The sequence below is a fragment of the Paenibacillus sp. J5C2022 genome (genome assembly GCF_025567625.1).
Classification (GTDB): domain Bacteria; phylum Bacillota; class Bacilli; order Paenibacillales; family Paenibacillaceae; genus Pristimantibacillus.
Window position 1 is genome coordinate 39,931 of sequence record NZ_JAOQJC010000046.1, and the last position, 21,469, is coordinate 61,399.

Annotated in this window: 18 protein-coding genes; 16 read left to right on the forward strand and 2 right to left on the reverse strand. The window is 55.6% G+C overall.

The window, feature by feature from the left end; genetic code table 11:
- The first annotated feature begins 12 nt into the window (after positions 1 to 12).
- The 3 genes from M6D81_RS26555 to coaD all read left to right on the forward strand — a co-directional run bounded on the left by M6D81_RS26555 (position 13) and on the right by coaD (position 4,450).
- Positions 13 to 2,982, forward strand: a complete 2,970-nt coding sequence (locus M6D81_RS26555; protein ID WP_262680202.1) for an alpha-L-rhamnosidase-related protein — start codon at positions 13 to 15, stop codon at positions 2,980 to 2,982.
- Between the two features lie 372 nt (positions 2,983 to 3,354).
- The gene (gene rsmD, locus M6D81_RS26560; RefSeq protein ID WP_262680203.1) at positions 3,355 to 3,957 is read left to right on the forward strand and encodes a 16S rRNA (guanine(966)-N(2))-methyltransferase RsmD; all 603 of its coding nucleotides are present in this window, start codon (positions 3,355 to 3,357) and stop codon (positions 3,955 to 3,957) included.
- Positions 3,944 to 4,450 carry a pantetheine-phosphate adenylyltransferase gene (coaD, locus tag M6D81_RS26565; RefSeq protein ID WP_262680204.1) on the forward strand — a complete coding sequence of 169 codons (507 nt, stop codon included), beginning with the start codon at positions 3,944 to 3,946 and terminating at the stop codon, positions 4,448 to 4,450. Before rsmD ends, coaD begins: the two co-directional genes overlap by 14 nt.
- Before the next feature lie 27 nt (positions 4,451 to 4,477).
- Here coaD and M6D81_RS26570 read toward each other — a convergent pair whose 3' ends face one another.
- Positions 4,478 to 5,680 carry a nucleoside recognition domain-containing protein gene (locus tag M6D81_RS26570; RefSeq protein ID WP_262680205.1) on the reverse strand — a complete coding sequence of 401 codons (1,203 nt, stop codon included), beginning with the start codon at positions 5,678 to 5,680 and terminating at the stop codon, positions 4,478 to 4,480.
- Positions 5,681 to 5,783: 103 nt separating this feature from the next.
- On the opposite strand from M6D81_RS26570, the gene M6D81_RS26575 reads away from it, so the two are divergent.
- Complete coding sequence (locus M6D81_RS26575; protein WP_262680206.1) at positions 5,784 to 6,854, forward strand: S16 family serine protease; 1,071 nt, start codon at positions 5,784 to 5,786, stop codon at positions 6,852 to 6,854.
- Here the strand turns inward: M6D81_RS26575 and M6D81_RS26580 are convergent.
- A complete protein-coding gene (locus tag M6D81_RS26580; RefSeq protein WP_262680207.1) occupies positions 6,820 to 8,085 on the reverse strand; it encodes a nucleotidyltransferase in 1,266 nt (421 codons plus the stop codon). The two genes, M6D81_RS26575 and M6D81_RS26580, sit on opposite strands and share 35 nt — an antisense overlap.
- 181 nt (positions 8,086 to 8,266) lie before the next feature.
- Between M6D81_RS26580 and M6D81_RS26585 the strand changes: the two genes are divergently transcribed.
- The 12 genes from M6D81_RS26585 (at position 8,267) to ftsY (ending at position 20,720) form a co-directional block, all read left to right on the forward strand.
- Positions 8,267 to 8,794 carry a YceD family protein gene (locus tag M6D81_RS26585; RefSeq protein WP_262680208.1) on the forward strand — a complete coding sequence of 176 codons (528 nt, stop codon included), beginning with the start codon at positions 8,267 to 8,269 and terminating at the stop codon, positions 8,792 to 8,794.
- 32 nt (positions 8,795 to 8,826) lie between these two features.
- Complete coding sequence (gene rpmF, locus M6D81_RS26590) at positions 8,827 to 9,000, forward strand: 50S ribosomal protein L32 (protein WP_262680209.1); 174 nt, start codon at positions 8,827 to 8,829, stop codon at positions 8,998 to 9,000.
- A gap of 145 nt (positions 9,001 to 9,145) precedes the next feature.
- Positions 9,146 to 9,742 (forward strand): transcription factor FapR, encoded by a 597-nt coding sequence (fapR, locus tag M6D81_RS26595; RefSeq protein ID WP_262680221.1) that lies wholly within the window; start codon positions 9,146 to 9,148, stop codon positions 9,740 to 9,742.
- The gene (gene plsX, locus M6D81_RS26600) at positions 9,726 to 10,715 is read left to right on the forward strand and encodes a phosphate acyltransferase PlsX (RefSeq protein WP_262680210.1); all 990 of its coding nucleotides are present in this window, start codon (positions 9,726 to 9,728) and stop codon (positions 10,713 to 10,715) included. The genes fapR and plsX overlap by 17 nt, the downstream gene beginning before the upstream one ends.
- Positions 10,716 to 10,724: 9 nt before the next feature.
- Positions 10,725 to 11,711 carry a beta-ketoacyl-ACP synthase III gene (locus M6D81_RS26605; RefSeq protein WP_262680211.1) on the forward strand — a complete coding sequence of 329 codons (987 nt, stop codon included), beginning with the start codon at positions 10,725 to 10,727 and terminating at the stop codon, positions 11,709 to 11,711.
- 68 nt (positions 11,712 to 11,779) lie between these two features.
- Positions 11,780 to 12,712, forward strand: coding sequence for an ACP S-malonyltransferase (gene fabD / locus M6D81_RS26610; protein WP_262680212.1), 933 nt, complete (start codon positions 11,780 to 11,782; stop codon positions 12,710 to 12,712).
- A gap of 21 nt (positions 12,713 to 12,733) precedes the next feature.
- Positions 12,734 to 13,483, forward strand: a complete 750-nt coding sequence (gene fabG / locus M6D81_RS26615) for a 3-oxoacyl-[acyl-carrier-protein] reductase (RefSeq protein ID WP_262680213.1) — start codon at positions 12,734 to 12,736, stop codon at positions 13,481 to 13,483.
- 93 nt (positions 13,484 to 13,576) lie between these two features.
- The gene (gene acpP / locus M6D81_RS26620) at positions 13,577 to 13,810 is read left to right on the forward strand and encodes an acyl carrier protein (protein ID WP_262680214.1); all 234 of its coding nucleotides are present in this window, start codon (positions 13,577 to 13,579) and stop codon (positions 13,808 to 13,810) included.
- Between the two features lie 152 nt (positions 13,811 to 13,962).
- Positions 13,963 to 15,204: a beta-ketoacyl-ACP synthase II gene (gene fabF / locus M6D81_RS26625; protein WP_262680215.1), complete on the forward strand. Its 1,242-nt coding sequence runs from the start codon at positions 13,963 to 13,965 to the stop codon at positions 15,202 to 15,204.
- Positions 15,194 to 15,889, forward strand: a complete 696-nt coding sequence (gene rnc, locus M6D81_RS26630) for a ribonuclease III (protein WP_262680216.1) — start codon at positions 15,194 to 15,196, stop codon at positions 15,887 to 15,889. Before fabF ends, rnc begins: the two co-directional genes overlap by 11 nt.
- Positions 15,890 to 16,091: 202 nt before the next feature.
- Positions 16,092 to 19,667, forward strand: coding sequence for a chromosome segregation protein SMC (smc, locus tag M6D81_RS26635; protein ID WP_262680217.1), 3,576 nt, complete (start codon positions 16,092 to 16,094; stop codon positions 19,665 to 19,667).
- 42 nt (positions 19,668 to 19,709) lie between these two features.
- Complete coding sequence (gene ftsY / locus M6D81_RS26640; protein ID WP_262680218.1) at positions 19,710 to 20,720, forward strand: signal recognition particle-docking protein FtsY; 1,011 nt, start codon at positions 19,710 to 19,712, stop codon at positions 20,718 to 20,720.
- The last annotated feature ends 749 nt before the right edge of the window (positions 20,721 to 21,469 follow it).

Consider the following 21,469-nt stretch of genomic DNA (forward strand, 5'->3'; position numbering starts at 1 on the left):
AGTTGCTGTCTGATGGAAGAGTTGCCGCAGAATTCCCCATTATCAGGAGCGATCTGGATTAGTTATCCTTCCTCCTTGGAGCACACTGAAAGCGGAAAGGCCTATTATTGTTTCATCAAGTCTTTTTCGTGGAAGAAAGGGACCCAGCAGGCTTTCCTTCATATTACAGCGGATTACCGCTACACCGCATGGCTCAACGGGCAGTGGATAGGTCAAGGCCCCGTGCGCGGCTGGCCGGATAGCTACGCGTTCGATTCTTACGATGTATCCGATGCGCTGCTGGAGGGCGATAATCGACTGGCCGTGCTGCTGCATGTTTTGGATGTGTCCACCTTTCAATACATCTTTACCGGCCAATCCGGTTTTGCGGCAAAGCTCCACGCGGCGGGCGACGAGGGAGAGAATGCCGTTGTGACGGATGAGTCCTGGTTATGCCGCTTGCACCCTTCGTTCGGGGACAATACGCCTCGCATATCGACCCAGCAAGCTTTCGTGGAGCATTATGACGCCAGGGTGGAGCCTGCGGGTTGGCTGATGGATTGTCCGGAGGGATGTCATCGTGCCGCCGAATCTGCATGGCTGCAAGCGGTTAATCCGGGAAGAGAACCGAAGCTGCAACCGCGAGACATTCCGCTTCTGGCTGAAGAGACCGTGTATCCCGCCAAGGTAAGGGAGAAGGTGACGGTGAAGCTTCCAAGAGCGCCTTGGAGCATGGATTTGCGCCATTTGCTTCTTCCTGGCAACAAGGACGCCAATCCGCATGCGGTGCAGGGGATGGTGGTCACCACAGTGGAGCTGGAACGGAGCGCCATGCTGCGGTTTTACTTTCAAGACCGGACTTCCGGCTTGCATACCAAGCTAGCGGTGAATGGGGTGAAGATGCAGCCCATTGATGATTCCGGGCAGCACTGGAGCGGATTGTTCCATTATGATGTCCCGCTCAATGCGGGGGAGAACTTTCTCCTTTTTTGGTTTGAAGGCGTTGCGCACGAATTTACATTTCAGACCGTGGTCGAGTTGACGGATGACGTGCCCGTGTCACCTTGCCTACCCGGCATTGAGGAAAGCCGCTTTGGTTTCTTTGTTCCCGGAAGGGATGAGGATGGCCGTGCCCTGTTCGAGCAATTGAAGCATTCATCTGACTGGCAGCAGTGGCAGGCAGCAGCCAAGGACAGCTGGACGGCGATTACCCGCGATATGGAGCATTCGGAAAATGTTTTTTTGCGAATCCGGCATTCCTTGCCTATCGAAGCGTTCGAGCAAGCCGATTGCTATGCCCACAGCTGCTGCAGCGGCAACAGGGACAGTACGATTATAGCTGCGCCGAATGCAGGGCAAGCCGTTCGCCTTGTGCTTGAATTCGATCGCATGACGGCGGGACTTCTGGAGTTTGAGCTCTATGCGCCTGCCGGGACGGTGATGGATATTTACGGGTTTGAGGCATATAGCGGTGACATGATTGTTCATATGGACTCCATGCATAATACGATGCGTTATATTTGCAAGCAAGGATGGCAGCGATACCGGTCCCTCCAGCACCGGAGCTTCAGATATCTAGTCATTCAGCTGTCCGAATTCACAGGTGCAATCCGTCTTCGCTCGGTGCAATGCTTGCTCAGGACGTATCCTTCTCCGAGAATAGGCCATTTTCGCTGCAGCGAAGAAAAGTTGAATCGCATTTTCCAGATGAGCCGCTGGACGGCGGCGCTGTGCAGCGATGATGTATTTGTCGATTGCCCCACGTATGAACAAGCATACTGGGTGGGAGACGCTTATATTATGTCCGGCGTTCAATCGGCCATGTCAGGCATGGAGCCGCTGATTGCACGCAGCCTGCTGCTTGCCGGAGAATCCGTGAAGCGCTCTCCCATCGTAGAATCCCAGGTGCCGAGCGGTTGGGAGAACGTGTTGTCGACGTGGAGCTTGCTTTGGGCACTGGCTTGCACAGCCCATGTAAGGCGAACGGGAGACATGGCATTTGCCAAGCGAATTTACCCTATGCTGAAGCGGCAAACGCTATACATCGCCGAGAATTTAATGGACGAGCGTACGGGGCTGATCGCATCCCCTTATTGGAATCTGCTGGATTGGGCTTCTATTGACGCTCCTTCCGGGGCTATCGTAACACATGTCAACGCATGGTATCTTCAATGTTGCAGAGAAGCTGGGGAGCTTGCAGAGCGAATAGGAGAACGGGGAGATGCCGAGCAATATCGATTGATTGCAGAAGCGATTATGGATGGGATGAACGAATTTCTATGGGACGACAGGGTCGGGGCATTCGCGGATTGCATCAGTGCTGATGGCCGGTTGAGCGACGTTGCCAGCGAGCAGACGCAAATCATCTGTTACATTAACGATGCCGTCCGGCAAGATCGGCGTGCTGCTCTTCTGCAATATGTTCGCGGGGAAGTGAAGGATACTGTCGCATGCGCAACGCCGTTTATGCGTTTTTTCAAGCTGCAAGGATTGAAGAAGGCAGGATTGGCAAGCGAGCTGTTAAGTGAAATTCGTTCCATATGGGGACAAATGGCGGATGCGGACAGCACGACTTGTTGGGAGGATATGCCAGGAAGGTGGTCGCCGGGATATCCCACACGCAGTTATTGTCATGGCTGGAGCGTGGCGCCGGCTTATTTCCTACCTCATACAATCGCAGGCATTCCCCCCAGCGACGCATGGACATCACCCATCGTCATCTCACCGCAGCCCGTTACTCTTGACTGGGCGGAAGGCAGCATCATGTCGCCTAAGGGAGAACTCCACGTATCTTGGGAGCGTACGGAGCGGCTGTTCCGCGCCTCGGTTCGTTTGCCTGCAGAGCTTGACGGCATGCTGCGCATTCCTGCGCCGGCTTATGCTGTGAGAAGTATTTCAATGAACGGCATGACGGCAGCCATCTCCTCCGTCGTCGAGAACGGCTGCTGGCAAGTGCCAATAAAGGGAGGGAGCCGGGTAGTTGTCGAGGCGGCGATCGGCTGAAAATGTCAGATTGATTTGCGTTATTCGCCTCGTTCAGAGATGTAGGCAGAATCAAAAAATCGACCCCCGCCTTTCGGCGGGGGTCTTTCATGGGAGAGGAGAAACCGGACGAAGAGCTTATGGGGAAACGTAAGTCTTCTCCGCGGTTGTCTACGGCATCTCTCGACGCCGATGATTTTATCTTCTCCCGATTTGCGAGGAATATACCTGGCTCTGATTATTTGTACCGAAGAATTTTAGGATAGCGGTCTGGGGATATGTACGCTCAATTGCAGAGAATATGGATGCGATGAGTTGCGCACGTTGTCTTTTCACTTGAATAGATTGTGTGGTACGATAAGCGGGAAGTTGTGTGAAAGGGGCAATATTGACGTGAGAGTCGTAGCGGGCCAGGCCAGGGGCCGTGTACTGAAAGCTGTGCCGGGCATGAACACGAGACCGACGATGGATAAAGTGAAAGAAGCCATATTCAGCATGATCGGACCTTACTTCGATGGCGGAGTTGCTCTTGATCTATTCGCGGGAACCGGCGGGCTGGGCATCGAAGCATGGAGCAGGGGCATTGCTCGCATTATCTTCGTCGATCGAGAGAAGCTAAGCATTGACACGATCCGCCACAATGTGAAGGCAGCAGGCGCGGAGCAGGCGGCTGAAATATATCGCAACGATGCGGAGAGAGCGCTGAAAGCGTTGGCAAAGCGAGGACTTTCCTTCCGGCTTGTCTTCCTCGATCCGCCTTATCGAATGACGAATATGGACGCGATGATAAGCGGCATGGCAGAAGCAGGCATGCTGGAGCTGGATGCGATTGTCGTAATCGAGCATGACACAGCGGTTGTATACCCCGATGAAATAGCAGAATTCCAATGCTTGAAGAAGGCGAAGTACGGGGATACGAGCGTAACCGTTTATCGATACATAGCGAATGACAGCATGGACAGCAAGGTTAGGAGAGAAGACGATGACAACGCATAACAGCAGAAAAGAAAGAATAGCCGTATACCCCGGCAGCTTTGATCCCGTCACTTACGGTCATTTGGACATTATCCAGCGTTCTGCGAAGCAGTTCGACCGACTCATCGTTGCCGTATTGAACAATACGAGCAAAAATCCGTTATTCACGGTTGATGAACGGAAGCAGTTGCTCGCACAGGTGACGAAAAACATTCCGAACGTCGAAATCGACAGCTTCCGGGATTTACTTGTGCGCTATATGCGCTCGCGGCAGGCTGACGTTATTATTCGCGGCATTCGTTCCGTAACGGATTTCGAATACGAGCTGACGCTCGCGTCGACGAACCATCTGCTGGACGGAGAGATCGACACCATGTTCATGATGACCAATCCCAAGTACTCCTATCTCAGCTCCAGCATCGTGAAGGAGATCGCCCAGTTCAACGGGAAGGTAGAGGACTTGGTGCCTCCTGAAGTTGAGACGCGACTGCGGGAGAAATACGCCAAACGATAAGGTGCAGGAACAAGGCCGAACGAGACGTTAATCCGTCTGTCGTCTCAGCCTAAGCCATATAGCGGCTGCCAAGCCAACGGCTAGGCATGTTCCTGCGGCAATAAGCGACTTATCCCAAAGCAGGGGTAGGTCGCTTGTGTTGTACGGGAACGGAGCGGCAGGTCCCGTAGTCGTTCCGGCCGGGCTCGTTGAGGTAGGCAGGGCATAGCTGCCGCCTAAGTACTGTGAAAGTAAGGAGAGCGGCTTCCATAGAAGGAAAACGAACAGCGCAGCATGCACCGCATGCACGATGCGGTGTGCCATGAAGGGAAGCAGTCGCAAATCTGTGCCTGATGCAGAGTGGGCAGCCTGCAATATCCCCCCAAAGCCGCTCCATGCAAGCGTGGCGGCGATGACGGCCGCTCCCGTAACCGCATCCGTATGCTGCTGCCAGTCTGAAGCCGCATAGGCGCCCAGGTGGCTCTCGAACAGCGCTGAGCCGAGGAATGGTACCGCAGTCAGCATGGGAGCGAGCAGCGGCTCGCATAGCTTGGCCAGCACAGCTGCGAATAGAATAAATCCGCCGATGACAAGCAGCTTCTGCACGCCGGAAGAGACAGCTTCTCCCAGCACGGTGCCGAAGCTGCGTCCGTCTTGCTTCCTGGCGGCCTCCATAGCTGAGGAGGCCGACCGCAACAGGCCTGTCGCCGCTTCATTGCCTGCTCGCCCATTCGCAAGCGGGTCGGACTTCCCCGGCAGCAGGGAGGTGGCGAGCAGCAGCCATAATGCGGATAGCCAGACGGCAGCGGCAATGACGACGCCGGTCATCGGGCGATGCAGGAAGCCCGCCCCGACGACGACCAGCATGAACAAGGGGTTGGGCATATGGGCATAAGCCAGCAGCCGTTCCGCTTGCGAGCGGGTAATCCTCTGTCTCTTGCGCAAGGCTGCGGTGGCGTCGGTTCCGGCCGTGTAACCTCCAAGAAAGCCGAGCATTAAGGCGAGCCCGGCCTCGCCGGGAAGCCTGAACAAACGGGACGTGAGCGGCGAGAGCAGAGCGCCAAGCGCATGGACAAGCCCGAAGGCGAGCATGATTTCGTACAGCACAAGAAAGGGCAGAACACCCGGGAATATTAAATTCCACCAGACGGCCAAGCCTTGCAGGGATGCTTGGAACGATGCGTCGGGCTGAAGGATGATTGAACAGACGAGCGCGATGGACAGAACCGCGATCATAATCGTTTTGGGCAACAGGGTCAACTCCTCTTGCTTGAATGGACAATCCTACGCTAATATGTACGCCGCTTAGAGGAGAGATAGACCATGTACAGATTGTAACGGGAGGGGTGAGGAGATGAGAGGGAGACGGTCTGTTCTGCGTCGCGTGCTCGTATCCGCCGCATGTACGGCGGCATTGATGTGGGCGTTATTGTATGCTCCCACTCCATATGTCGTATACGAGCCCGGAATCGCGATTCCGGTAGCGAGCATGATGGAGAGAGACGGTGTTGAAGCGGAAGCAAGCGAAGAAGAAGGTCTGCTGCTTACTGCTGTGAAGCTGACAGCCCCGAATATGTGGGAAGTGGCCAAGGCAGGGGTGCATCGCGACAAGGAAGTGGCTTGGAAGCGCGATGTGTTCCGAGGCGATTCGCAGCGACAATTCGCCCAGCGGCTGACCGTTATTATGCAGGGCTCCCAGAACGATGCGCTGGAAGCGGCATACCGACATCTTGGCGTGGACTACGGCCTTGAGCCGCAAGCGCTCGTCGTGTCCGACGTTCTGCGAATTGCCGGACAGGTCGCTAGCGGATTCCGCGCCGGAGACGTTATAACCGGCGTGAATGAGGGAGAGGGGATAAGCGGAGCGGATAGCGCCGTAGCTGCGCTGCGGCAGCATAACGGCAAGGACGATTCGTTGTCGCTGAATGTGACGGGAACCGATGGCAAGCATCGCGTCGTGCGAGTCAGATTGCCTGAATCCGGTATTTCGGCACTTACCGCAGATCAATTGCCGGTAGTGCTTGGCGTAACGGGTTTTATTGAGCTCAGGGCCATCGTGGCCAAGGAACCGTCCCGACAATTGAACATTACGGCCAATGGGATTGGCGGTCCTTCGGCAGGACTTGTATTTGCGCTGCAAGGGATCAATCTGCTGACGGACGGCGAGCTGGCGGACGGCATGCGGATCGCTGCAACCGGCACCATTGCGCCGGATGGGAAGGTAGGTGCGATTGGCGGCGTGAGGCAGAAGGTGGTATCCACGAGCCGGCAAGGCGCCGAGCTCTTCCTGGTGCCCAAGGGCAACGAGCGGGATGCGAGAAGGAAGAGCGAGGCGATCGGTAGCGAGATGAAGATCGTCGGCGTCTCTACACTGGAAGAAGCGTTGGGAGCTATAGCGGACTATCGCCGGGCGACTGTCCGATAATCGGCAGTCCTCGGAAATCCCTGTACATGGAAGCCGAATTCGCTCCTGACACGCCCAGCATATAAATCGCCGTAGCCGTTGTGTCGAGCTCCAGATAACGGTAAGAAGCAGGCGGCCGGGCCGCGCTAAGCAATACGGGGAGCGAGGCTGCTTTGCGCATGCGCCGCAGCAGCAGCTTCCCCTTCTCTGTGAAGCCTAATACCCGTATGTATTGCACGCCCGTCGCCAGCTTGTCTCTTGTAAAGTCGGCTTTGCTGTGTCCCAGCATAATGGAGAGCAGCGCGCGCTGCAGCTTGGTATGGGTGTATCGCTTCGTCTTCAGGGCGGTGAGCAGCTGATCGATGGTAGCTTCCGTAAGTTGGGGCATGCTATTGCATATGCGATGCTCCAGTCCTTCCGTGATCTCATGAATGTCCGCCAATTGACTTGGCGTTCGCGTAAGGATGGCGTTGAACAGCGCGATGCGGAAGTTGTCCCAGCTGACGGGACATTGTCGCTTGGCCCAACGATCGGCGAGTACCGCTTGTGTGGAGAAGGGCACATATGCGCCTGCTTCCTGAAGGCTGCGGCTGTCCAGCAGCTGCTTGCGAATCGCTGTAGCGCTCGCGATGCTGGCGTCCGTAGCGTGTTCGTCATTATACTGCGACTTCTCCCGGGCGATCGTCAGCGGCTCCATGACGCCGTGAATCCGCTTCAGGGCAAGCAGATAATGCAAGGCAAGCGTATGATTCGGCTGGTCGAAGGGGAATCCGCTGGCATCCAGGTGACCTTGCCGATGCAAATAAGCGCTGACGGCATCGCTGTAGGCGCCGGGGTAGCTGGATCCCTCATCCAGCCGCAGCTTCAGCATGTCCTTGAACGCTGCGGGCTCATTCGCCAATAGCTCTGCGGCCAGCATAAGCGGAGCGAGCTTCCCGCTCTCCGTGCCGAAGCAGAAGGCGTCGACGACACCGGTCGCTTCAAGCAGCGATACCGCGCCATAGGCGAACCACTCTGCGGCTTGCGTCGCATAGGCGACGGGAAGCTCGATGACGAGGTCACAGCCTCCGGCTAGAGCCATCTCCGTGCGGGCCCACTTGTCTACGAGAGCCGGCTCGCCCCGCTGCAGGAAGTGCCCGCTCATGACGGCGACGACCGCGTCCGCATCCGCAATGGCACGCGACTGCCGAAGGTGATATGCATGACCGTTATGGAACGGATTGTATTCAACGATTAGACCTACAGTGCGCAAGGTTGTCCATTCCTTTCTCTCCTAATATAGAGGGGATGCTGGTACCCATCATAGCATAACGGTAGCCGATGAGCATGATTTCATCGAACAATGCCAAAGTTCGTCAGATTGGCGAGGTGAAAATGTTGACAAATCAGCTCTGGAATAGATATAATAAATTTTGTTTGTTTGAGGTGATCTTATGCAGATTCATATGAAAGATTTGATAGCGAAAGGCGGCAGGAAAGTTCTGAAGGAAGAACTGAATGTCGATGAGCTGTTGAACAATCAGCGCGATGTACTCTCTGCCGGACCGTTGCATGTATCGCTGGAGGCTGCAGGCGAACATGGCATTGTGAAGGTTGAAGGAGAACTGTCAATCGATCTGAAGATGGCTTGCTCGCGTTGTCTGGAGCCTGTAAGTAAACATACCGTCATTCCGGTATCGGAGCTGTTCAAGCCCGTTGCCAAGCTAACGCTTGAAGAGGATGGCGATGGTGATGAAGACGATGAGAATGAGATCATTGAAGTTGAAGGGGATAAGCTGGACTTAAGGCCGTATTTGGAGGAAGCCTTGCTTCTCTATCTGCCTTTCGCCCCGTTGTGCAGCAAGGACTGCAGGGGGTTATGTCCTTCATGCGGCACGGACTTGAATACGGGTGCGTGCGGCTGCAGCAAGGATGTCATCGATCCCAGATTTGCTGCACTGAAAGATTTGTTCAAGGATTAGCGGTTGTTGATTTTGTGAAGGAGGTGGGAAAGATGGCAGTACCTCAACGTAGAACGTCCAAGACTCGCCGCGACAAGCGTCGTACGCATTTCAAGCTTGCGATACCTGGTATGGTGAAGTGCGAGCAGTGCGGAGAGCTGAAGAAGGCTCACCACGTATGTAAAGTGTGCGGATATTACAAAACGAAAGAGATCATTTCCCAATAAAAAATGATTTCAGCAATAGCACTTCATCTTGCGGTGGAGTGCTATTTTTTATATACTGTTTTAGTACCAGGTGATAATAAGGGTGTTAAAATACATAGAATAGATCTTATAACTATGGATAAAGGCGGTGCCGGACTTGGAACGAATGCCCAAAAGACAGCGGCATCAACAGCTTGCCCAATATATTGAGGAAAACCCGTTCATTACGGATCGTGAGCTTACCCGATTGCTGAAGGTTAGCATTCAGACGATCAGGCTTGACCGAATGGAGCTCGGCATTCCCGAGGTTAGGGAGAGAATGAAGCTGATGGCGGAGAGATCCTACGACTCCGTTCGTTCCTTGCCGCTTCATGAAGTAATTGGCGATATTGTAGATTTAGAGCTGGACAGAAGCGGCATATCCATATTTGAAATCAAGGATGAGCATGTTTTCTCCAGAACCTCCATCGCCAGGGGCCATCATCTGTTCGCGCAGGCCAATTCATTGGCAGTGGCCGTTATTGACGATGCGATCGCGTTGACGGTGACGGCGGATATCCGATTTCTGCGGCCTGTCCGCTTAGGCGAGAAATGCATAGCGAAGGCTTACGTCAAGTCCATCTCGGGAGAGCGGAGCAAGTCGAAAATCGAATGTTTCACATATGTTGGTGAAGAGATGGTCTTTCAGGGCAATTTCGTCATATACAGGTCCGCGGGAGAAGGGGCATACGAGGGAGGAGAAGTTATTGCGGATCGCAATTGATGCTATGGGAGGAGATCACGCTCCCGGATTAATCGTCGCCGGGGCGCTGGAGGCGGCCAGAGAATGGCAGGATACGGAGCTGCTGCTGGTCGGAGATCCCGCAGCGATCGAGCCGTTGCTCGGCGATAGGAAGCCTGCGAATGTAAAAATTGTGGAGGCTTCGGAAGTAATAGGCCCGGAGGATGAGCCCGTCAGGGCGGTCAGACGCAAGAAGGGCGCTTCCATGGTCGTAGCGGGACGGCTTGTGAAAGAGAAGGAAGCGGATGCGATGCTGTCGGCCGGCAATACCGGCGCATTGATGGCAACAGGCTTGCTTGTCGTCGGGAGGCTGGAAGGCATCGAGCGGCCGGCGCTCGCTCCGATGATGCCTACGATGGACGATGTCGGCGTGCTGGCGCTGGATCTGGGGGCCAATATGGACGCCAAGCCGGAGCATTTGCTCCAATACGCGATTATGGGCAGTCTGTATCGCGCCAAGGTGCATGGAATCGATAAGCCGCGCATCGGCCTGCTCAATGTAGGCACGGAGGCGAAGAAGGGCAATGAGACGACGAAGGCGGCATACGATCTGCTGGCGGAAGCGCCCATTCATTTCATCGGCAACGTGGAGTCGCGGGATGTCCTGAACAGGAATTGCGATGTGCTCATATGCGACGGCTTCGCGGGCAACATTATGCTGAAGGCGATGGAAGGCGCGGCAGGCACGATTTTCACAGCGCTCAAGGATGCTTTCGGGCAGTCCGTCATGACGAAGCTGGCTGCCGCGATCATGCTTCCGAGATTGAAAGCGCTGAAGAAGAAGATGGACTACAAGGAGCACGGCGGAGCGCCGCTTCTTGGGCTCGACGGACTGGTTGTGAAGTGTCACGGTTCGTCGGATGTCGTCGCGGTCAAAAATGCGGTCCGGCAAGCCAGAATCGCGATACAAAACAAGCTGGTTGACTCTATTGCAGCAGAAATTAACGGGAAGTGAGTGTTTAAAATGAATTTGCGACCTGTCGGAATTATCGGCACAGGCAAATATGTGCCGCAGCGAGTACTGGGCAATCAAGAGCTTGAACAGATGGTGGAAACGAATGACGAGTGGATCGTCACCCGCACTGGAATAAGAGAACGACGCATAGCGGCGGAAGCGGAGGCGACTTCCGATCTGGCGCTGCAGGCTTCGAAGAAAGCGATATCCGCTGCCGGCTTGACGGCGGAGGATATCGATCTGATAATTGTCGCCACGATTACGCCAGACATGTTCTTCCCGTCCACAGCATGCTTGCTGCAGGATAAGCTGGGGGCGACGAAGGCCGCCGCGTTCGATCTGTCGGCAGCATGCTCCGGATTCATATACGGAATGGCCACGGCATCCAGCATGATCGCATCCGGTGTATATAAGCATGTGCTGGTCATCGGCGCTGAGACGTTGTCGCGCATTACGGATTACAGCGACCGCAATACCTGCATTCTGTTCGGTGACGGCGCCGGTGCAGTAGTGCTTGGCGAAGTAGAGCAAGGAAGGGGCTTCCGATCGTTCGAGCTAGGCGCGGACGGAAGCGGCGGCGAACTGCTGAAAGTAAGCGGAGGCGGCTCGCGTATACCTGCTTCGGAGGAATCTGTGGGCGGCAAGAAGCATTATATCCATATGGCGGGCAACGATGTGTTCAAATTCGCCGTCCGCATAATGGGCAGCGCGGCGGAAGACGCACTGAAGAAGGCCGGGATGACCAAGGAAGATGTGGATCTGCTCGTTCCGCATCAGGCCAACATCCGGATTATCCAGTCCGCCATGCAGCGCTTGAACTTGTCGGAGGACAAGGCAATGATCAATCTCGACAAATACGGCAACATGTCCGCAGCTTCCATACCGGTCGCGCTGGCGGAGGCCGTGGAGCAGGACCGCGTGAAAGAAGGCGATTGTCTTGTATTTGTAGGCTTTGGCGGCGGTCTGACATGGGGCTCATCCGTACTCATTTGGTAATGATAAATTATGGGATATTAGGATTAGACAGCGTATATTTTGACTAGATTAAAGGAGGAGCAGGCCTTATGAGCAAAACGGCATTTGTATTTCCGGGTCAGGGAGCCCAGGCCGTAGGCATGGGCAGGGATGCCTTCGACGCCTCGGAGCAGGCAAGGGCAATATTTCATGAAGCGGACGAGGCGCTTGGCTTCAAGCTCTCTTCCATTATTTTCGACGGACCTGAAGCTGCGCTGAAGCAGACTGCCAACACGCAGCCGGCCCTGCTGACGGTGAGCGCGGCTTATATGGCGCTGCTGGAGGAGAGCGGCCTGAAGCCGGACTACGTGGCCGGTCACAGCTTGGGCGAGTATAGCGCGCTGCTCGCTGCGAACGTCGTCTCCTTCCGGGATGCAGTGAAGATTGTGCGGGCGCGCGGCCAATATATGGAGGAGGCTGTGCCGGACGGTCAAGGCGCGATGGCGGCTGTGCTGGGAGCGGAACGCGAAGCGTTGGCCGCTCTGTGCGCCTCCATTAGCGGAGAATGCTCGTCCGTCGAGCTGGCGAACGTGAACTGTCCGGGACAAATTGTCGTATCCGGCTCTGCGGAAGGGGTAGAGGCGGTCGTGCAGCGCGGCAAGGAAGCCGGCGCAAAGCGCGTCATTCCGCTGGAAGTAAGCGGCCCGTTCCATTCCTCCCTGATGAAGCCTGCAGCTGAGCGGTTATCCGAGGCGTTGTCCGGCATAGCGATAGGAGACGCTTCCGTGCCCGTCGTAGCCAATGTGACGGCCCGGCCGGCAACCGGCGGCGAAGATATTCGCCGCTTGCTGGTAGAGCAGGTGTATTCCCCGGTTCTATGGGAAGATACCGTCCGTTATCTGATTGCGGAAGGCGTCGATACGTTCATCGAGATCGGCTCCGGCTCTGTGCTTGCCGGGTTGATCAAGAAAGTGGACAAAGGTGTGAAGGTCGTGTCCATCAATAGCATGGCTGCGCTGGATACGCTGCAAGTGAAACAATAACGGGAGAGCGGAGGGGATATCATGTTTGCTGGATTGGAAGGGAAGAAGGCGTTGGTAACAGGCGCGTCTCGCGGTATAGGAAGAGCGATCGCCGTAGCGCTGGCTGAGGCCGGCGCGGATGTCGCCGTCAACTACTCCGGCAGCGAGGCTGCCGCAGGAGAGACGGCTGTCGCGGTGGAAGCGCTGGGACGCCAGGCGATCCTTGTGAAGGCGAATGTCGGCAAGGCGGAGGAATGCGAAGCCATGGTCAAGGAAGTGCTGGGCAAGTTCGGCTCGATCGATATTCTGGTCAATAATGCCGGCATTACCCGCGACAATTTGATTATGCGCATGAAGGAAGAGGAATTCGATCAGGTGATCGAGACGAATCTGAAGGGCGTATTCAACGGCATTAAGGCCGTTACCCGTCCGATGATGAAGCAGCGCTCGGGCCGCATCGTTAATATTTCATCCGTAGTGGGCGTGCTGGGCAATGCGGGACAAGCCAACTATGTCGCCGCCAAGGCGGGCGTCATCGGCCTGACGAAGTCCAGCGCTCTGGAGTTGGCCTCTCGGGGCATTACTGTCAATTGCGTCGCGCCGGGCTTTATCGAGACGGACATGACGGACAAGCTGCCGCAGGAGATGCGAGAGTCGCTGTCGACCCGCATTCCGCTCGCGAGACTTGGCGCAGCCGGAGATATCGCTGCAGCCGTACGGTTCCTGGCATCAGACGCCGCGTCTTATATGACGGGGCAGACGATTCATGTAGACGGCGGCATGTATATGTAGAGTAACGAGATTATCGTCTCTTCTCTTTCACAAGAAAAGGCGATGGTATTTTATAAATAATTCTCGTATAATACGATGGAGGAGGTGAATCGGATGTCCGATGTAGTAGATCGCGTAAAACGTATTGTCATCGATCGCTTAGGCGTAGACGAAGCAGAAGTGACACTTGAAGCTTCCTTTAAAGATGACCTCGGAGCAGACTCTCTTGACGTCGTGGAATTGGTCATGGAGCTGGAAGACGAGTTCGATATGGAAATCTCTGATGAAGATGCGGAGAAAATCACTACGGTGGGAGAAGTTGTGAATTACATACAATCTCATACCTAAGATTGGACAAGTCCCGTTATCGCAACGGGACTTCTCTCCATATCAAGCGATCTGGCCTTATTCTTATTATGAAAATTGATGATGAAGCATTCATGCTATTGATATAAATGGAAAACGGTAGCCGCGAGGCTATGTCTGCAGAGGTGATTGCAATGAAACAAAGAGTGGTCGTAACAGGCATGGGCGTCATGACGTCTCTGGGCTCCGAGCTGGAGTCGTTCTGGAACAATCTGATGGAAGGGAAGTCAGGCGTATCGGTTGTGGAAGCGTATGACTTCTCGGAGTACCCTACACGCATCGCAGCGGAAATTAAAAACTTCGATCCTGAAGCTTACGGTCTGGACAAGAAGGAAGCGCGGAGAATGGACCGGTTCGTCCAATTCGCGGCCGTGGCCAGCAAGAAAGCGGTGGAAGACGCCGGACTTGAAATCGGCGCCAATTGCGACGCGGAACGCGTAGGCGTCATGGTCGGTTCCGGAATTGGCGGACTGGGCACCTGGGAGGATCAGCACAACATATTGCTGCAGAAGGGGCCCAAGCGCGTTAGCCCGTTCTTCATCCCGATGATGATCGCCAATATGGCTTCCGGTCAGGTATCCATGCTGACTGGCGCGAAGGGCCCTAACAGCACGGCCGTCACCGCATGTGCCACAGGAACGCATTCCATCGGCGATTCCTTCAAGATGATTCAACGGGGCGATGCGGACGTGATGATCGCCGGGGGAGCCGAGGCGACGATTCGGCCTACGGGCATGGCGGGCTTCTGTTCCATGCGAGCGATGTCGGTGCGCAACGACGAGCCGGAGAAGGCGAGCCGGCCGTTCGACATCGATCGCGACGGATTCGTGATGGGCGAAGGCGCCGGCATTCTCATTCTGGAGTCTCTGGAGCACGCCTTGAAGCGCGGCGCGAGAATATACGGCGAAGTAATCGGATACGGCATGAGCGGCGACGCTTTCCATATGACGGAGCCCGATCCCGACGGCGCAGCCCGCTGCATGAGCAAGGCGATCAAGGATGCGGGAATAGAACCGACGGATATCGATTACATTAATGCGCACGGCACTTCTACTCCTGTCGGCGACCGTTCGGAGACGATCGCAATCAAGAAGACGTTCGGCGATCATGCCTATCGGCTGGCCGTCAGCTCTACGAAGTCGATGACAGGGCATCTTCTTGGCGCCGCAGGCGGCGTAGAGGCTGTTATTCTGGCTCTGACGCTGAGGAATGGCGTCATTGCGCCTACTATCAATCTGGACAATCAAGATCCTGAGCTCGACCTCGATTATGTGCCGAACAAGCCACGTCAGGCGAACGTAACGACAGCCCTTTCCAACTCCTTCGGTTTTGGAGGACATAACGCCACGATTGTGATGAAAGCATATGAGGCATGATTCCTTTGATGAGCTGCAGCAGAAGCTGCAGCTTGCCTTCAGGCAAGGGAAGCTGCTTCGGCAGGCCTTCACACATACATCCTATGTGAACGAGCATAAGCGAGGGTCCGTTCAGGACAATGAGCGACTTGAGTTTCTGGGAGATGCGGTGCTGCAGTTGCTCGTGTCGGATTATTTGTTCAAGACATACCCCAAGCGTCCGGAAGGCGAGCTGACGCGTATGCGCGCTTCGGTCGTATGCGAGCCGTCGTTGGCTTATTTCGCGGAACGGCTCGAGCTGGGCAGATATGTGTTGCTGGGCAGGGGAGAGGAGCAGCTTGGAGGGCGGCATCGCCAGGCGCTGCTCGCCGATCTGTTCGAGTCGTTCATTGGCGCCTTGTTCCTGGATGCAGGAATTGAAGAGACCAAGGCCTTTCTGGAGAAGCACATGTTCCCGTACATAGAATCCAACGACTTCGGACTTTTGATGAAGGATGCGAAGTCGAAGCTGCAGGAGCGTTCTCAGCATCTGGGCCTCGGTGCCGTCGATTACCGCATCGTGGAGGAGCGCGGTCCAGCCCATGACCGGGAGTTCGTCGTAGAAGTATCTATCGGCAACGAAGGGTTCGGAGTAGGCAAAGGGAGAACGAAGAAAGAAGCGGAGCAGAGAGCAGCCGCAGAAGCATGGGGCAAGCTTTCCAGATAATACTTTAGTCCGGGACTTTGAAGCGGATTGGAATTGCATCCTTGCTGGTCGTATCGGCCTTGCAGGATGCATTTTTGTACGTATAGCATCTATAAGTTCCGGGGCCTCCGCAAAGTACCTGAGCAAGCTTCAAAGCAAAGCCCCACTTTGTGGGGTTATTTCACGTTTTGTGGTACAATGTTGGGGAGGTGAAAGCCATACTATGTTTTTGAAACGAATTGAACTCGCGGGATTCAAGTCCTTCGCGGATAAGACGGAGCTGGAATTTGTAAACGGTATAACGGCGGTTGTGGGACCGAACGGCTCCGGCAAGAGCAATATTTCCGACGGCATCCGCTGGGTGCTTGGCGAGCAAAGCGCCAAGAGCCTGCGCGGCGGCAAGATGGAAGACATCATTTTCGCGGGAAGCGACGCGCGCAAGGCGGTCAATTACGGAGAAGTGTCGTTGACACTTGACAATGCCGACGGCGCCCTGCCGCTTGAATATAATGAAGTAACGGTAACGCGGCGCGTACACCGCAGCGGCGACAGCGAATACTTAATTAACAAGCAGTCTTGCCGATTGAAGGATATTACGGAATTATTCATGGATACCGGAATCGGCAAGGAAGCTTATTCTATTATCGGACAAGGCCGAATAGAGGAAATTCTGAGCACCCGCTCGGAAGACCGCAGAGGCATATTCGAGGAAGCCTCCGGCATTGTCAAGTACAAGTCCCGGAAGCGTGAAGCCATGAAGAAGCTCGACGATACGGAGCAGAATCTGCTTCGTATTCATGATCTTGTGTCGGAACTGGAGGATCAGGTAGAGCCTCTCCGCAAGCAGTCCGAGAAAGCGGTACACTTCAAGGAATTGCGGGAAGGACTGAAGACGAAGGAAATATCGATGTATGTGCTGCAGATCGAGAATGTCCATCGTGCCTATTCGGAGGCTGCGGACAAGCTCAAGGGGCTGCAGCAGAAGCAGCTGGAGCTGTCCACCGTCGTCAGCAAGCACGATGCCCATCTGGAGCAGGACAGACAGAAGCTGAGAGAGCTGGAGATTCAGCTGGACGAGCTTCATGCCGCGATGCTGCAGATCGCCGAGGATGCAGAGAAGTGCGAAGGCTACGGCGAGGTGCTGAAGGAACGGAAGCGGAACCTGGAGCAGAACAAGCGTCAGCTGGAGGAATCTATCGCCGCCCAAGATGCGCGCATACTGTCGCTGACCAAGGAAGAGGCGGACTATCGCAGCAAGGCCGCGGCACTGGAAGGGGAACTGGAGGAGCTTCGGCGCAAGCTGGCCGAGGAGGAATCCCGGCTGTTGGGCGTAGCCGGCGAAGCCGTCATCGACGAAGAAGAAGGGCTTAAAGGCGAGCTGCTGGAAGTGCTGAGCACGATGGCCCAGCTTCGCAATGAGATCCGATACGCCATGCAGCAGCAGGAAGCGCTGCAACGGCGTATGGAACGGATCGGCGACGACGAAGCGAAGTGGCTGGAGCAGAGCAAGGCGCTCCAGGAGCGAAGAGACGAGCTGGAGCAATCGTTGCAGACCGTTGCGGCTCATCTGGAAGGAATGAAGCAGCGCATGCTGCAAGAACAGAGCGGTCTTCGTGATGCCGCAAGCTTGACAGAGGAAGTGACGGCTGCCATCCGCAAGTGGGAGCAGAAGCTCGACAGTCATACTTCCCGCCGCGATACGATGAAGGAGATGCAGGATGCGCTGGACGGCTTCATGCACGGCGTCAAAGAAGTACTCAAAGCCGCCAGAAGAGGTTCGGGAGGCATTGCTGGCGTGCATGGCGCCGTTGCGGAGCTTATTCGCGTGCCGCAACGAATCGAGCTGGCGGTGGAGACCGCGCTTGGAGGCGCGCTGCAGCATATCGTCATGGAGGATGAGCGAACAGCACGGGCAGCCATCGGCTACTTGAAGCAGCGGCAATTGGGGCGTGCGACGTTCCTCCCGCTGGATGTCATAAGAGGCCGCGCCGTATCCGATCAGGAGAGAAGATCCGCGGAGGCGGTAGAGGGCTTCGTAGGGGTTGCGGCCGACCTGGTGCAATGCGACGATCGTTACGAAGCTATCGTACGTAATCTGCTGGGCAACGTCCTGCTGGCGGAGACGCTGGAGCAGGCCAACCGGATCGCATCGCGCTGCAATTACCGCTATCGCGTCGTCACGCTGGAAGGCGATGTCGTCAATGCCGGCGGTTCCATGACGGGCGGGAGTCTGCAGAAGAAGGGTGCAAGCCTGCTGGGAAGACAACGTCAGATCGAGGCGCTGGACGAGGAGATCGCCGATGCCACCGCGAAGACGGGACAGCTGCGCGCGAAGCTGAGCGACCTGCGCAAGGAGCACTCCATTCGTTCCGCCAACATTGAAGAGCTGCGGGATGAGATGGAGAAGACCAGATTCCAGGAGCAGGAGCTGCGGAACGGTCTGTCGCAGCTGACCGCGGAAGAGAAGCGCCTGCTGGAGCAGAGAGAGACGTCCGGTATGGAGCTGCGGGACCATGAAGCCGATAAGAAGAAGGCTTCGGAGACGATCGCTGTCTCCGAGAGGAATCTGGAGGAGCTGACGGCCGCTGAAGTGAGGCTGCAAGAGGAGATCCGGCTTGCTGAGGAGAGGCGGAAAGCCAGCGAGACGGCGAAGGAGCAGCTTCAAGGACAGCTGACCGACTTGAAGATCGCCGTAGCGAAGCTGGATCAGGAGCGTCTGAGCTTCGAGGATGGAGCCGCCCGTGTGCGAGGCGATATCGTTAAGGCGAAGGGCGAGATGTCTAATCTGCGAGCGCTTCATGCCAGCCAGGAGGAAGAGATGAGCCAGCATGGCGAGGAGAGCATCTCCCAGCTGGAGCAGCTGAATGCCTTGAAGCTGAAGAAGGCTGGTTGTGCGGAGCAGACGGACTTGAAGCGCGCGGAGAGAGCGAGGCGCATTCAGGAGCTTGACCAGGGAGAGAGCGAGACGAAGGAGCAGCGCGCGGAGCTGCGCACGGTCGAGGAGGCCTTGCGTCAGACGGAAATTCTTGTCAACCGGCAGGATGTCGAGCTGGACAATCTGCTGCGCAAGCTGAGCGAGGAATACGGCCTCAGCTATGAGCTGGCCAAGGAGCAGTATCCCCTGCCGGAGGATGCAGCTGCGACAGGAGCGGAAGTGCGGGAACTGAAGCGCAAAATTTCCGCTTTGGGAGAAGTGAATCTGGGTGCGATCGAGGAATTCGAACGGGTGAAGGAGCGTTACGACTTCCTGTCGGAGCAGAAGGACGACCTGATGGAAGCGAAGGCGGCGTTGTATCAGGTTATCAAGGAAATGGACGAGGAGATGTCGCGCCGGTTCCGCACCACATTCGAGGCGATACGGAGCCACTTCGTCGTCGTATTCAGCAAGCTGTTCGGAGGCGGACGCGCGGATCTCGTTCTGGCAGAGCCGGACCGCATATTGGATACCGGTATCGATATCGTCGCCCAGCCGCCGGGCAAGAAGCTGCAGAATCTGCAGCTGCTGTCAGGCGGAGAGCGGGCATTGACGGCTATCGCCCTGCTGTTCGCCATTTTGCAAGTGAAGCCGGTGCCGTTCTGTGTGCTGGACGAGGTGGAAGCGGCACTTGACGAAGCGAACGTATCGCGCTTCGCTCAATACTTACGCGAGTTTTCGGAGTTGACGCAATTTATCGTTGTTACGCACCGCAAAGGTACGATGGAGGAAGCGGATGTGTTGTACGGGGTGACGATGGAGGAAGGCGGCGTATCCAAGCTCGTGTCCGTCCGTCTGGAGGAAGAGGACTCGGTATCGGCATAGCGATTGTATAGAAGGTAAAGATAGGATGGGGGATTGGCAACGATGAGTTTTTTTAAGAAGCTGAAGGAAAGCATCGCCTCCAAGACGGAAGCGGTAACCAATGTATTCAAGGAAGGCTTGTCCAAGACGAGAACGGCATTCGTCGAGAAAGTGGAAGAGCTGATTACGAGACGGAAGAAGATCGATGAGGAGTTCTACGAGGAGCTGGAGGAAATCTTGATCGGTGCCGACGTAGGCGTAAATACGGTTATGGAGCTGATCGATGAGCTGCGTGCGGAAGTGAAGAAACGCAAAATCGAAGACGCCTCGGAACTGCAGCCGGTGCTGTCCGAGAAGCTGATCGGCCTTCTGAAAGGCGATGATCGATCTGAGCTGAAAGAAGCGCCGCGAGGTGACATTACTGTGTATTTGTTCGTAGGTGTCAACGGAGTGGGCAAGACGACTTCGATCGGGAAGCTGGCACACAAGCTGAAGAGCGAAGGCAAGTCGGTGCTGATGGCCGCTGGAGATACGTTCCGTGCGGGAGCCATTGAGCAGCTGGAGGTATGGGGCCAGCGTGTTGGTGTGGACGTCATCAAGCAATCCTCCGGCTCTGACCCCGCTGCAGTGATCTACGATGCGGTACAAGCCGCCAAGCAGCGCAATGTGGATGTGCTGCTCTGCGATACGGCGGGACGTCTGCAGAACAAGACGAACTTGATGGATGAGCTGAATAAGATATTCCGCGTTATACAACGTGAACTGCCGAGCGCTCCACATGAAGTGCTGCTTGTACTGGATGCGACGACGGGGCAGAACGCGTTGAGTCAAGCCAAGCTGTTCGGTGAGAAAAGCGGCGTTACGGGGCTTGTTCTGACGAAGCTGGACGGTACGGCCAAAGGCGGCATTGTCGTTGCCATCCGCAATGAGCTGAACCTTCCTGTGAAGCTTGTCGGCCTTGGCGAAGGGATGGGCGACTTGCAGCAGTTCGACTCCGAGCAGTTCGTGCATGCTTTGTTCGCGGGGCTGATTGAGGGAGCGGAACAGCAAGAGGAAGAGCAGCCCCAAGCTTGATTGTATGGGAATAGGGTGGATGGACAGCACCTCGCAGGTTGGCGCAAGCGAATCTGCGAGGTGTTTTTTGCCCATATACAGAGTTATAAATTCGAGTTGAATACCTAAGCTAGTGGATAGACTTGTGCGAGACTGGTGTATGAATGCTCTTCCTGCACATACTTCTTTTCGGTGCTCCAGTATTCATACACTGGTCCGGCTCGCACGCCTCTTTTCGGCGTTCCAGTGTAGGATTCATACACTAAATCGTTCCGCAACCCCCTTTTCGACGCTCTAGTGTAGGATTCATACACTAAATCGTTCCGCAACCCCCTTTTCGACGCTCTAGTGTAGGATTCATACACTAAATCGTCTCGCAACCCTCTTTTCGACGCTCTGTGTAGGATTCATACACTAAATCGGCTCGCACACACCTTTTCGCGGCTCTAGTGCAGGCGGGTTGTAGGCGATGTGACCTCGGTTGGAGGTGAGAAAGTGGGCGAATGGCGGGTTGTAGGCGATGTGACCTCGGTTTGGAGGTAGGAAAGCGGGCGAGTGTGTTATTCTGTAAGAGATGACCTCGGTTGGAGCTTGGGAATAAGTATAAAGGACGGGATCAGGCGCTTTTTTCAGCAAAGCGTATAAGTTCAGGGGTTATTTTGTCATTTGCTGCATGGGAACATTTGTGTGTGTTTGTGCTTGCGGCAGGAAAGACCGCAAGGTGTGACGTAAAGGCCGATTTACGAATGCGCTAAGGGAACGCCCTTTAC